At 75.1% G+C, this 13,342-nt stretch carries 8 protein-coding genes; 4 read left to right on the top strand and 4 right to left on the bottom strand.

The window, feature by feature from the left end; translation table 11 throughout:
• Positions 1 to 74: 74 nt before the first annotated feature.
• The 4 genes from ACSHWO_RS31590 (at position 75) to ACSHWO_RS31605 (ending at position 3,009) form a co-directional block, all read left to right on the top strand.
• Positions 75 to 650, top strand: coding sequence for a PadR family transcriptional regulator (locus ACSHWO_RS31590; RefSeq protein ID WP_438317382.1), 576 nt, complete (start codon positions 75 to 77; stop codon positions 648 to 650).
• The gene (locus ACSHWO_RS31595) at positions 631 to 1,440 is read left to right on the top strand and encodes an SGNH/GDSL hydrolase family protein (protein ID WP_438317385.1); all 810 of its coding nucleotides are present in this window, start codon (positions 631 to 633) and stop codon (positions 1,438 to 1,440) included. The genes ACSHWO_RS31590 and ACSHWO_RS31595 overlap by 20 nt, the downstream gene beginning before the upstream one ends.
• Before the next feature lie 94 nt (positions 1,441 to 1,534).
• Positions 1,535 to 2,131, top strand: coding sequence for a dihydrofolate reductase family protein (locus ACSHWO_RS31600; protein ID WP_438317388.1), 597 nt, complete (start codon positions 1,535 to 1,537; stop codon positions 2,129 to 2,131).
• 146 nt (positions 2,132 to 2,277) lie between these two features.
• Complete coding sequence (locus tag ACSHWO_RS31605) at positions 2,278 to 3,009, top strand: DUF7873 family protein (RefSeq protein WP_361086708.1); 732 nt, start codon at positions 2,278 to 2,280, stop codon at positions 3,007 to 3,009.
• Positions 3,010 to 3,441: 432 nt separating this feature from the next.
• Here the strand turns inward: ACSHWO_RS31605 and ACSHWO_RS31610 are convergent, their stop codons facing one another.
• From ACSHWO_RS31610 to ACSHWO_RS31625, 4 genes are all read right to left on the bottom strand, one after another.
• Positions 3,442 to 3,615: a hypothetical protein gene (locus ACSHWO_RS31610; RefSeq protein WP_385805812.1), complete on the bottom strand. Its 174-nt coding sequence runs from the start codon at positions 3,613 to 3,615 to the stop codon at positions 3,442 to 3,444.
• Between the two features lie 112 nt (positions 3,616 to 3,727).
• Positions 3,728 to 5,518, bottom strand: a complete 1,791-nt coding sequence (locus ACSHWO_RS31615; protein WP_438317393.1) for an acyl-CoA dehydrogenase family protein — start codon at positions 5,516 to 5,518, stop codon at positions 3,728 to 3,730.
• Positions 5,515 to 11,490 carry an alpha/beta fold hydrolase gene (locus tag ACSHWO_RS31620; RefSeq protein WP_438317396.1) on the bottom strand — a complete coding sequence of 1,992 codons (5,976 nt, stop codon included), beginning with the start codon at positions 11,488 to 11,490 and terminating at the stop codon, positions 5,515 to 5,517. The genes ACSHWO_RS31615 and ACSHWO_RS31620 overlap by 4 nt, the downstream gene beginning before the upstream one ends.
• Positions 11,491 to 13,323 (bottom strand): methyltransferase, encoded by a 1,833-nt coding sequence (locus ACSHWO_RS31625; protein ID WP_438317399.1) that lies wholly within the window; start codon positions 13,321 to 13,323, stop codon positions 11,491 to 11,493.
• Positions 13,324 to 13,342 lie beyond the last annotated feature (19 nt).

Raw genomic sequence — 13,342 nt, forward strand, 5'->3', positions numbered from 1 at the left:
TCAGATTCATGACTAGTACCATGGCGGGAGCGGCCCTGCCCAGAGGGCGGCACCGAGGAGACGGGAGGCGGCCCATGGCCTTGCGCCACGCCGTGCTGGCGGCGCTGCTCGACGCGGAGCTGAGCGGCTACCAGCTGGCCAAGTCCTTCAGCGTCGGTGTCGCGAACTTCTGGCACGCCCTGCCCCAGCAGCTCTACGCCGAGCTGGCCCGGCTGGAGAAGGAAGGCCTGGTCGCCGGGCGTGAAGTGGTCCAGGACGCCCGCCCGAACAAGCGTCTGTTCACGGTCACCGTTGCTGGGCTCGCCGAGCTGGAGCGGTTCACGGAGGCCGCCGCCAAGCCCTCCTTCATGCGCGACGACCTCGTGGTCAAGGTCCACGCCGCCGACCACGTCGACGCCGGGACGCTCCTGGACCAGCTCGCCGAACGCGCGGGGATCGCCCGTACCAAGACCGCCCTCTTCGGGCAGCTGCTGGCGAAGATGCGCGGGGACCGCAGCGAGGAGGAGTTCCTGCGCCACGGCGAGCGCGTCGGCCCGTACCTGACGTGCCTGGCCGGCATCGCCTACGAGCAGGCCAACGAGCAGTGGTGCGAACGGACCGCCGCCGTCCTGGAGGAGAGGGAAGCCGCCCGTGCCCGCCGACAGCACTGACCGGCACCGCGGACACCCGCACCGGGGGCACCCGTACGCGCGGTACGTCGCCCTCGGCGACAGCCAGACCGAAGGTCTCGGCGACGGCGACGACGCCACCGGCCTGCGCGGCTGGGCCGACCGCCTCGCCGAGGAGCTGGCCCGCCACCACCCCGGCCTGCAGTACGCCAACCTCGCGGTCCGCGGCCGCCTCGCGGGCCAGGTGCGGGCCGGGCAGCTCGGCCCCGCCCTCGCGCTCCGCCCCGACCTGGCCACCGTGGTCGCCGGGGTGAACGACCTCCTGCGGCCGCGCTTCGACGCCGACGAGGTCGCCGGTCACCTGGAGGCCGTCTTCTCCGCGCTCACCGCCCAGGGCGCCCGGGTCGCCACCCTGACCTTCCCCGACGTCTCCCGGATCACCCCGCTCGCCCGCCCGCTCGCGCCCCGGGTCACCGCCCTCAACCACCGGATCCGCGAGGCCGCCCGCCGCCACGGCGTCACCGTCGCCGAGACCGCCCACCACCCCGTGGTCACCGACTCCCGCCTGTGGAGCCCGGACCGGCTGCACGCCAGCCCGCTCGGCCATGCGCGCATCGCCGCCGCCGTCGCCCAGGCCCTCGCCCTCCCCGGCAGCGACGACGCCTGGACCCGTCCCCTGGCGCCCGCACCGCCCGCGACCCGCCGGCAGAGGGCCGCCGTCGAACTCCGCTGGGCCGCCGGCTTCCTCGGGCCCTGGCTGCTGCGGCGCGCACGCGGCCGTTCCTCCGGCACCGACCGCACCGCCAAACGCCCCCGACTCCTTCCGGTGTGACCGGGATCACACGCGCCGCAGCGATGATTCCGCGCGGCCGCGGGTGTCCCTATCCGTGTCACCACGGAAACCGACAGCAACAGGAGCGAGTCCCATGCGCATCGTGGTCAGCGAGTTCATCAGCCTCGACGGTGTCGTCCAGGCCCCCGGCGGCCCCGACGAGGACCGGGACGGCGGCTTCGCCCACGGCGGGTGGACCCACCCCTTCTTCGACCCGGAGGTCGTCGGCGGCGCCTTCGCCGACGCCGTCTCCAAGGCCGACGCGCTGCTCTACGGCCGCCGCACCTGGCAGAACATGGCGGCGGCCTGGCCCGGGCGGGCCGGCGACCCGTTCGCCGACCGGCTGAACTCCCTCCCCAAGTACGTGGTGTCGGACACCCTCACGGACGCCGACCTGACCTGGGAGAACACCTCTCTCATCGCAGGTGGCGGGGCCCTCGGCCAGGTCCGCGCACTCCGCGAGGGCGCCGGCGGGGACCTGCTGGTGATGGGCAGCCCCACCCTCGTGCGCGCCCTGATCGCGGAGGGGCTGGTCGACGAACTCCGGCTCATGGTCATGCCGGTGCTCGTCGGCGGCGGCAAGTCCATCTTCCCGGAGGACGGCGGCCTGCACACCCTGGAACTGGTCTCCTCCACCACCAGCCCGGCCGGCGTCCAGGTCGTCACCTACCGCACGACCGCCGGTTCCTGACCCGCCCCGCCCCGCCCCACCCCGCCCCGGGCCCCGTCCCCGCCGCTCCCCTCCGCCTGCTCCCGGAGCGGCGGGGGAGGGCGTCGGGCCCGCATCCGGAGAAAAAAGACATGTGACCGGTTCCGGTGGGCTGTTAGGTTTCCCCCGTGCCGAAGTTGAATCAGATCATCGCCGTTGAAAAGGGCGTCAAGTCCAAGTCCCTCCAGGAACTGACCCAGGCCCACCACGACGTCCAGAAGCCCGCGCTGCTCGCCGGCATCGCGCGTACGTACCAGCCCAAGGACGAGGAGGGCGAGCAGCTGCCGCCCGAGTCCACGCGGGTCCAGGTCAAGGCCGAGGACGTGCTGCGCGCGACGGCGACGACCCTGACGCGGCTCTTCGACGTCACCGCGACCAAGGACTGGGCGAACCGCACGGCGGCCGCGGACGTCGTGGTCGACGGAACGGTCCTGCTGCCCCAGGTCCCGGTCCCCTACCTGCTCTTCCTCGAGAAGCAGCTCACCGACCTGCACACCTTCGTCCGGAAGCTCCCGGTGCTGGACGCCTCGGAGTCCTGGACCCTCGACCCCTCGACGGACTCCTGGAAGACGGACGCGGTCCGCACGATCCGCACCAAGAAGGTGCCGCGCAACCACGTCAAGGCGGAGGCCACGGACAAGCACCCGGCCCAGGTCGAGGTGTACTACGAGGACATCGCGGTCGGCTACTGGACGACCGTGAAGTTCTCCGGCGCCCTTCCGGCCCGCCGGGTGAACGAGCTCCTGGACCGGGTGGAAAGGCTCCAGCAGGCCGTCAAGTTCGCCCGCGAGGAGGCCAACGGCGTCGACGTCACCGACCAGCGGGTCGGCGATGCAGTGTTCGGCTACCTGTTCGGGTAGCCTCCAGACTCCCTCCTTTTGAGCGGGGAGGGTGCGCGTGAAGCGCAAGCTGAAACTGAAGTTGAAGCTGACCGAGGGGTAACGGTTGGGGGTTCGAATCCCTCCCCCGGCACACGAGCCGGGGTGGCCCAAGTGGTAGAGGCGCGCCCCGTAAATCTCAGATTCTCGCTCCAGTCTCAGTATTCGCCGCCGAACACCGGATCGACCGAGCGTGGACGACCATCGACGGACGGGGGTTCAAGTCCCTCCTGTGCCTCTCCGTGGCACGGTAGTTCAAAGGTAGAACACGTCGATCTCAGAATGATCCGCGACTCTTAAACGCCGCCGGTGTGCGCAATTGGGTGGCACACAGGAGCCCGGGAGCTGGACATACTCCCGGGCTCCGTCACGTCCACGCCCCACCGAACACCCGTGCCCGCCCGCGGAATCGGCTCAGCCCGCCCGGCGGTGGACTCCCCGCTGGCCGGGGACCGTCTTCAACCGGGCAGGTTCCACGCCCGGCCCCTCCGGACCGGGGTTGCGCCGGACCGGAGCCGGCGGCGCCAGCGCGAGGAGGGCGATGCAGCCGAGGACCGCGACGAGGATGAGCACCGTGACAAGGGTCATGTTCCTGCCTTCCGCCCGATACTGATTGCCTGTCACCTGCTGATGTAACCGGAATGACGAGCGGTAAACACGAAGCGTAGTGACACTTCCGGGTCACGGGCTGCTCAGCACGTCATTCCGTCAGGTCCCGTACGTAGTCCACGCCGGCGAGCGGACCCCTCAACACCGCGGACGGCACCTCCAGCAGCTCCACCACGGCCGCCGCGTGCGGAACGAGCTGCCGGCACGTCGCGGTCACCTCGCGGCCCAGACCCGCCGCGGCCGCGGGGGAGAGCAGCCCGGCGGCCGCGTACCAGTCGGCGTGGGTCAGTACGAACTCCAGACCCAGCAGCCGGTACAGCAGCCCGGCCGGCGCCCCGGCCTCCGCCCCGGTGTCCCGATCGGTCCCCGCTGCGGCCGGCCCGCGGCCGGGCTCCGGCCGCCACCGCGCGGCCAGCGCCTGCAGCGTCACCCGCGCCATGTGGGCCTCCGCGAACGCCTGCGCCTCGTCAAGGTGCTCGTGCCACGCCGCCGAAGGCTCCGCCCCGGCTTCGGCCGCACCGTGCAGGGCCGCCGCCAGCCGCTCGTACAGGGCCCGCTCCCGGGCCGCCAGCAGCAGCGGCCAGTCCGGCTCGGTCCCGTCGCCGTCCCCGGGCGCCTGCCGCGGCGCGGCCGGCGGCTCGTACGCGTCCCCGGTCACCATGTGCCATGCGGCGTCGAGCAGCATCAGCTGGTTGTCGCCGCCCGCCGCGCGGAACGCGGAGGTGAGCGCCTGGTACTCGATCAGCCGGTTCTCCGAGAAGAACCCGGCAGCCCCGCAGGCGGCCCGGCAGCGGTCCACCGCCTCGTCGGTCAGCCGGTCCACCGCCACCTTCACCTGCGCCAGTTCCCCCATCACCGCCGGAGGCAGCCCCCGGCCCCGGCCGCCGCCCGGGGGTATCCGCCAGCTCACCTCCGTGACCTGACGGGCCACCACCGTCGCCGCCAGGGCCCGCGCGGCCGCACCGAACAGCAGCCGCTGCTGGTTGGGCCGGTGCAGGGCGTACTCCACGGCGCCCCAGCGGTCCACCGTGCGCCGGCGCCCGGCGTGCGGCAGCGCGACGGCGACGGCCGCCCGGGCCACCGCCGCCAGCCCCGCCGTGACCGCACCCCACGCGAAGCGGCTCCAGCCGGTGCTGCGGGCCGTCCGGAGCCGGGGATCGCCCAGCGGGTCGTGGAACTCCCCGGCCGCGGACACGGCCGCTCCGTCGGCGAGCCAGCGGTGGTACGGCACGCGCACACCGTCGAACCGAACCGCCGCGTAGTCGAGCGGGAGCAACGAGGTCCGCGGCCTGGGCGTGACCGTGATGCCGGCGGCCGGACCGCCGTCACCGCTGCGCAGGGGCACGAGGAACAGGTGGGTGCCGTGGTCGGTGCCCGACACCAGCAGCCGTGCGCTGACCACCGCGAGCCGGGGCAGCCCCGGCATGCCCACGTTGGGCGGGTACTTGGCCGCCGCGGCGTCGGGCGAGGTCAGCACGAACTCGCGCGCCGCCGGATCGTACACGGCCTCGGTGCGGATGGCGGCACTGCTGCTGCCCAGCCCCACCTCGGTGTTCATGGCCGCCCCGACCGACCGCCCGGAGGCCAGCTCCGCCACGTCCTCGGCCGAGGCCCCGAAGTCGAGAGCGGGCCCGATCGTCATGCACTGGTGCAGGAACAGGACGTGGAACAGCGCCGGATCGGCCATGGCCGTCAACTCCAGCAGCGCACGCAGCCGTTCCTGCTCCGCCGTCCCACCGGCGAGCAGCGGAACCGGCGAGCCGATCCGGTCGTGGAGGTGGCTCAGCCGCTCGTACGTGCCGACCCACGGCTGAGCCGATCGCGGGGTGCAGTCGTCGAAGACCGGGTCCTCGAACAGCTTCGGGAGGTCGGAGTCGATCACCGTGCGGTCTCCTGCTTCTCCTCGGTGCGGTCATGGTTGTGGTACTGGTCCGCGGGGGCGGCGCCGGACGCGGCGTACGCGTACCGGCCGGGCTCCCAGGCGTCGATCGCCGCGGCGATCTCCCCGGCGTGGTTCTCCATCATCGTGAAGTGGTCCCCTGACACCTCGCGCGCCGTGTGCGGCAGCCGCCAGGCGACGGGACGGCCGATCGGCTCCCGGGCACGGAGCAGGAGGACGGGTGCGGGCCGGTCGAGCGCCTCGGGCCGCCAGCCGCGCAGGATCCGCAGGTAGCCGCCCGTGGCGGTGAGCCGGGTCGTCCCGATCTCGCCGTTCCCGTCCGTGGCGCGGTGTCGGCGCTCGGCCTCGGCGAGGAGCAGCGTCAGGTCGTCGGACGGCGCGGCCCCCGCGTGCCAGGGAGTGTCGATCAGCACGATCCCGGCCACCCGGCCTCCCCGCCGGGCGAGTTGCGCGGCGACCGCCCATGCGATCCACCCGCCGGACGAGTGCCCGCACAGCAGCACGGGCCCGTCGTCCGCTCGCCGCGCGAGCGCCCCGAGATGGACGTCCACCAGCGCCCCCAGATCGGCGGGCAGCGCCTCGCCCGGCCCGAACCCGGGCTGCGGCAGTGCCAGTACGCTGCGCCGCCCCGCGAACTCGGCGGCCAGTCGGGTGTATTCGTACGGCCCTCCCGTCGGCACCAGTGACGGCAGGCACACCAACGCGGGTCCGGGGCCGCTGCCGTCACCGCCGACGGCGAGCCGTACGGGCCGCTGCACCCGGGCGGGCGCGTCCGCCGCGGTGAAGGACGGCCGCAGCAGGGAAGCGGTCCTCAGCAGGTCCAGGGCCACCGCACCGCGGCCGTCCGCCGAGGCCTGACGGAACAGCTCCGACAGCCCGTCGGGGAGCGGGAGCGGCCCGCCGGCGGCCGCCAGCGCGGCCGTACCGGACGCCGGTGCGGCGTCCTCCGGCGGGGCGGACCGGTCGAGTCTGTCCCACAGGTGGCCGGCGAGCCCGCGCGCGGTCGGGTGGTCGAAGGCCACGGTCGAGGGCAGGGCCAGGTCCAGGGCGCGGGAGAGCCTTCCCCGGAGCTCCACCGCGGCCATCGAGCCGGCGCCGAGCTCCAGGAAGGGCCGGTCCGGGTCCACGGAGTCCGCGTCGTCGTAGCCGAGCACCGCCGCCGCGGACTCCTTCACCAGGAGCAGCAGTTCGTCCGCGTCGAGCGGCTTGGCCGCCACCGCGTCCGGCGTTGCATCCCCGTGCCCGTCGCCGGCCCCGGCCGGACGTGCCGAGGGCCGGACGGAGAGCCAGTACCGCCGTCGTTGGAAGGGAGTGGTCGGCAGCGCCTCGGCCGGGACCGGCCGTGACCCCGCGGACACGGCCGCCCAGTCGACCCCGACTCCCTGTACCCAGGCCTCGGCGGCCGACAGCAGCAGGCGCCGCAGGCCTCCCTCGCCGCGCCGCAGGCTGCCGGTGGCCAGGGCGGGCACGCCCACCTGCTCCGCCGTCTCCTGGACCGCGTACGTGAGGACGGGGTGCGGGCTGACCTCCACGAAGGTCCTGAAGCCCGCCTCCAGCATCGTGGCCACGGCGGGCGCGAAGGCCACCGGGTTGCGCAGGTTGCGGTACCAGTACTCCGACGTCAGCTCCTGCCCGGTGAGCCAGGACCCGTCGACGGTGGACAGGAACGGTGTCGACACCGCATCCGGCACGGTCCCGGCCAGGTCCTCGGCCAGTACGGCCTCCAGGGGCTCCACGGCCGCGCAGTGCGAGGCGTAGTCCACGGCCACCCTGCGGGCCCGCACCCCCTCCGCGGCCAGCTCCGCCAGCAGCGCGTCGACCGCCCCGGGGTCCCCGGCGACCACCGACGCGCGCGGGGCGTTCTCCGCGGCGACGGACAGCGGCGGCCCGGTCCGCCCGGTCAGCCGGGCCGCCAGCTCCGGCGCGGGCAGGGACACGGCGGCCATCGCCCCGGCGGGCAGCCCGCGCACCGCGCGGACGCGCAGGGCAACGATCCGGGCGGCCTGCGGAAGCGTCAGCGCGCCCGACACGTATGCCGCGGCGATCTCGCCCTGCGAGTGGCCGAGCACCGCGTCCGGTTCGACCCCGTACGAACGCCACAGCGCCGTCAGCGACACCATCATCGTGAACAGGGCCGTCTGCGCGACGTCGACCCGGGCCAACGGCGGGGCACCGGCGTCGCCGCGCAGCACTGCCAGGACGGACCAGTCCAGGTACGGGGCGAAGGCCTCGTCGCAGGCCGCCGCGGCCTCGGCGAAGACGGGGGACTCGCGCAGCAGTTCCGCACCCATGGCGTCCCACTGGGAGCCCTGGCCCGGGAAGACGAACACCGTCCGGCCGTTCTCCCCGGCCGGCGGCACCCCGGTGACGAGGTCGGGGTTCTCCCGGCCGGCCGCCAGGTCCGCCAGCCCGTTGCGCAGCCGTGCCGCCCGGTCCGCCCCGTCCGCCACGACGACGGCACGCCGCCGGAAAGCCGGGTCGTTCGGGGCGCGGTGCACGGCCAGGGCGTGGCCCAGCCGCGCCGGATCGGCCCCACGGGCCGCCTGCCCGAGGCGGGTGGCCAGATCGCGCAGCGCGGGCCGGCCCTTCGCGGCGAGGACCCACGGCACCGCTGCTCCGGCCGCCGCGGGATCCGGTGCCGGGGCCGGGGTCGCCGTCGGGTCGGCCGCCGCCGTGTCCTCGGCCGGCGGATCCTGCACGATCACGTGCGCGTTGGTGCCGCTGATCCCGAACGCCGAGACGCCCACCGCACGCCGGCCGCCGTCCGCGGGCCGGGGCCACGGCCGGGGCGCGTCGAGCAGCCGTACGCCGCCCGCGGCCCAGTTCACGTGCGGGGTCGGCTCCTCGGCGTGCAGGGACCGCGGCATCTGTGCGTGTCGCAGTGCCAGGACGGCCTTGATGACGCCGGCGACCCCCGCCGCGGCCTGCGTGTGGCCGATGTTCGACTTGAGCGAGCCCAGCCACAGCGGCCGTTCCGCGTCCCTGCCCCGGCCGTAGGAGGACAGCAGGGCCTCCGCCTCGATGCGGTCGCCCAGCGGCGTGCCCGTGCCGTGCGCCTCCATCAGGTCCACATCGGCCGGCGCGAGGCCCGCGTCGGCCAGGGCCAGCCGGACGACCTCCCGCTGGGCCGGGCCGCTCGGCGCGGACAGCCCGTTGCTGGCCCCGTCCTGGTTGACCGCCGAACCCGTCAGCACGGCCAGGACGGGCCGTCCCGCCCGGCGGGCGTCCGACAGCCGCTCCAGCACGAGGACCCCCGAGCCCTCCGACCAGCCGGCCCCGTCCGCGGAGGCGGAGAACGCCCGGCAGCGGCCGTCCGGGGAGAGGGCGCCCTGCCGGCTGAACTCCACGAACGACGCCGGGGTCGACATCACCGTCGCCCCGCCGGCCAGCGCCAGCGAGCACTCGCCCCGCAGCAGCGCCTGCCGGGCCAGGTGCAGCGCGACCAGGGAGGAGGAGCAGGCCGTGTCGACGGTGAGCGCCGGCCCGGTCAGCCCGAGGGTGTAGGCGATCCGGCCGGCCGCCACGCTGGACGCGTTGCCCGTCACCAGCAGCCCGTCGTACAAGGTGGGGTCCTCCTGGACGCGGGGCGCGTAATCGGAGGACATCAGCCCGACGAACACCCCGGCGGGGGAGTCGCGCAGCGCGGAGGGCGCGATACCGGCCCGTTCCAGCGCCTCCCAAGCGGTCTCCATCAGCAGCCGCTGCTGCGGGTCCATGGCCAGGGCCTCGCGGGGGGACAGGCCGAAGAACTCCGCGTCGAAGTCGGCGGCGCCCTCCAGGAAGCTGCCGTGGCGCACGTACGAGGTCCCGGGCCGGCTGCGGTCGGGGTCGTGGAGGTGGTCGAGGTCCCAGCCGCGGTCCGCCGGGAAGGGGCCCACGGTCTCGTCGCCCGCGGTCAGCAGCCGCCACAGGTCCTCGGGCGAGGCGATGCCGCCGGGGAAGCGGCAGCCGATGCCGACCACGGCCACCGCTTCCGCATCCCCTTCCGCGCCCGGGCCCCTGCCCCCGCCCGGGCCGGGGGCCGCCTCGGGCGTCCCGGAGGAGCCTCCCGCCGCCCCGGTCGCGAGGCCGACCAGATGCCGGGCGAGGTGCCCGGGCGTGGGATGGTCGAACACGGCCGTCGTCGACAGCGCCAGCCCCGTACGCTCCCCGAGCCCGGCCGCCAGGCGCACCGCGCCCAGCGAGTCGAGCCCGGCCGAGCGGAAGCTCACCCCCGTGTCCGCCTGGGCCAGGCGGGCACCGCCCGCTGCCGCCGCCTGCTCCCGTACCAGGGCCAGCGCCGTGTCCAGGGCGGCCCGTTCGGGAAGGCCGGCGATCCGCTGCGCCCAGGCCGGCACGGCCTCCCGCACCGGCTGCGCCAGCAGCGCCGCCAGCCGGCCGCGGGCCACCTTCCGGGTGGGGGTGACGGGAACGGCGTCCACGACGACGAGTTCCAGCGGCCACTTGTACGCGGCGACACCCCGGGCGGCCAGATGAGCCCGTACGTCTTCCAGGGCGAGCCGGGCCCCGGGCCTCAACTGGGCCAGCAGCACGGGGTATTCGCCGAGCCGGTCGTCGGCCCGTCCGGTGACCGCCGCGTTCTCCAGCTGAGGCAGGTCGGCGAGCAGCGCCTCGATCTCGGACGCGCTGAACTTCAGCCCGCCGACGTTGATCCGCTCCGCCTGCCGGCCCCGGTAGCCGATCGTCCCGTCCTCGTTGCGGCACGCCAGGTCGCCGGTGCGCAGCCAGCCGTCGGCGGTCAGGGCCGCTGCGGTGGCCTCCGGGTCGGCGAGGTAGCCGCGGAAGAGCGAAGGCCCCCGGAACTGGAGCTCCCCCGTCTCCCCGACGGGGCACGGTGCGCCGTCCTCGTCGACGACCCGGACCCGGCCCTCGCCGACGGGACGGCCGATGCTGTGGGCGGCGACCGCGGGCGGGTCGTCGGGCGAGGTGCTCAGACCGGCCCCGACCTCCGACATGCCCCACTGGACGACGGTCGTGGCGCCCAGGACCCGGCGCACGCCGGCCACCAGGGTCGCCGGGACGGCCGCCCCGCCCGTCCGGACCTCCCGCAGCGCGGCCGACGGCCCGGCTCCGGGCGTCTCCACCAGGTCGCGCAGCTGGGCGGGTACGGCGAACAGCACGCTCGCCCCGGTCGCGGCCGCCAGTTCCCGGAAGGCGTCGGCGTCCCAGCGGGGCAGCAGCGCCTGCCGGCCGGCGGCGATGAGGGAGAGGTGCACGGAGAACAGGCCGAACAGGTGGGTGAAGGGGCTGCCGCTGACGAGGGTGTCCTCGGCCGAGGACCGGGCCCCGACCGCGGTGACCGTGGCGTTGCCGAGCAGGCCGCCGTGCGTGTGGATGCAGATCTTGGGGCGGGCGGAGGTGGTGCCGGAGGACGGCATCAGCACCAGCGGCATGTCGGGGGTGACCTCGACGGGGTGCGGAGCGCGGCCGCGCCGTTCCCGTACGAGCGCCTCGTACGGGCCGGCCCCGGGCCCGTTGTCGTCGCGCGGGGCGTCGGGGCCCACCGGGATCAGGAACTCCAGCTCGGGCAGCTCCGTCCGGGCGGGCGGTTCTCCGGCGGCCGGGAACAGCAGGGCCCGCGCCGCGGTGCGCCTCAGCAGGGCGGTCACCTCGCGGGTGCCGAGCGTGCTGTGCAGGGGGAGCAGCACCGCGCCGACGGCGGCGATGCCCACGTGGGCCACCAGGTACTCCCAGGAATTGGGCAGCTGGACCGCCACCACGTCGCCGGGTCGGATCCCGAGGTCCTGCAGGGCCCGGCCGAAGGCGTCGGAGTCCGTGCGCCAGTCCTGCCAGGACCGGGTGCCGGCGGCGTCCGCGGCGACGACGGCGGCGGCGTCGCCGCCGGCCGTGACCGCGGCCGCGAACAGCTCCGGCAGGGTGGGTCCGGGGGTCGTCCAGCCCTCGGGGCCTTCCGGCTCGGGGGTGGTCAGGTAGTCGCGGGGGCGGATGGCCATTTACGCGTGCTCCGAACGGTGGGGAGTGGACAGGGAAGCGGTCGTGGTGCGGCGGGCCCGCAGCAGGGAGCCGTCGAGCGGCAGGGGCCGGGTGTCCACGAGGTCGAAACCGGCCTCGGCGAGCAGGCCGCGGTAGTGGTCGAGGGTCCGCTCCCGGCCGCCGACGTTGCACAGCATGTGCAGGTTCCAGGCCACGGCCAGGGACTCGGCGCCGTCCGTCGGCAGCAGCCGTTCGACGACGAGCAGTTCGGCCTCCGCGGGCATCGCTTCCGCGCACCTGCGCAGGATCTCCAGGCACCGCTCGTCGTCCCAGTCGTGCAGCACCCGGGACAGGACGTAGACGTCACCGCCGCCGGGCACGGACCGGGTGAAGTCACCGGTGAGGAAGGTGCAGCGGTCCGCGGTCCCCGTCCGCTCCAGCCGGGCCCGCGCCGCGGCGACCACGTGCTCCCGCTCCAGCAGCACACCGCGGAGCCGGGGCGCGGCGCCCAGGATCTGCGCCATCAGTTCGCCGTTGCCGCCGGCCACGTCCACGACCACGTCGACGCCGGGCCGGTCGACGACCGCCGGGACCGGCCCGAACATGGGGGAACTCGCCTGCATGGACAGGTCGAAGACCGTGTCCCACGGCGGGTTCTGCGCGAAGTACGGGAAGTGGTGCGCGCCGAAGTGGTGCAGGAACGCGTCCCGGCCCGTCCGCACGGCGTACAGCAGGCGTCCGAACGACTCGTAGAACGGGCCGCCGTAGATCAGGGCCAGCGGCCGCATCGAGTGCGGGGCGTCCTCACGGAGCAGCTCGCCGAGCCCCGTCAGGGCGTAGGTGTCGCCGTCCGGTCCGTACGGGCCGACCAGCAGCCCGAGCGTCGCCAGGTAGCGCAGGAGGCGCCCGAGCCCGTCGGTGTCGGCCGCGACGCGCCCGGCCAGGGCGGCCACCGTGGAGGGGCCCGCGGCATCGGGGGAGAGCGCGTCGAAGACGCCCAGTTCGGCGCCGACCGCGATGGCCTGGGTCTGCCAGGCTCCCGTCATCAGCTCCAGCAGCGCGCGTGCGGGCTCGCTCCGCGCCAGCAGGCGGTGGGCCGCGAGCGCCGCTGTCCGGTGGCCCGGCATGAGCAACTCCAGCCGCCCGTACGGTGATCCTCCGGCGGCGCCGGAGCGGAAGTACAGGACGGTGACGTCCTCGTGCGGGTTGTAGCCGCCGCCGTCGGGCCGCATGCCCGCCCGCTCGACCAGCAGGTGCCGCAGCCCCGCGAAGACGACCTCGTCGGCGGAGGTGACCCGGAACGCGACGTGCGCCTCGTTGTGTTCCACCCGCTCCTGCCGCACGAGGTGGCGCAGGCACGCGGCGGTCCCGTCCGCCGCCGTACCGCCGGCGGAGCCGGGCTGCGGCTGCGGCTGCGGCACGGATTCCGGGTCCGCTGCCGGGTCCGCTTGCGGCACGGGCAGGCAGAAGACCTCGATCTCGCCCAGTTCCCCCTCACCGCCGGGGGCGGCGGCGCGCACGATCGACACCTCCAGCGCCTCCGGGGCGATCCCGTAGCGGGCGCGCAGCCGGTCCCGTACGACCGTACTGGGCGTCGGCGCACCCGCCTTCAGCCCGAGCCCGGCCAGGGCGTCCACCACGTCGGCCGCGGACCGCGGGAACACCAGGACGGCCGCGTGCGCGGGCACGCACCACGCGCCGAGGGACTTCCGCTCGTCGTCGTCCAGGGCCGGCGCCAGCGTGCGCAGCATCCGGGTGACGGTCCCGGAGGAGCGTACGAGGGCAGCGGCCCTGCTGATCGCCGTCAGGTCCGCGGCATCCAGTACCGCGGCCCCGACCTGCTGTTCCGTCATGCTCCGCCCCTCGCGCGGG

The sequence above is a fragment of the Streptomyces pallidus (ex Mingjun et al. 2026) genome, assembly GCF_051550185.1.
Classification (GTDB): Bacteria; Actinomycetota; Actinomycetes; order Streptomycetales; family Streptomycetaceae; genus Streptomyces.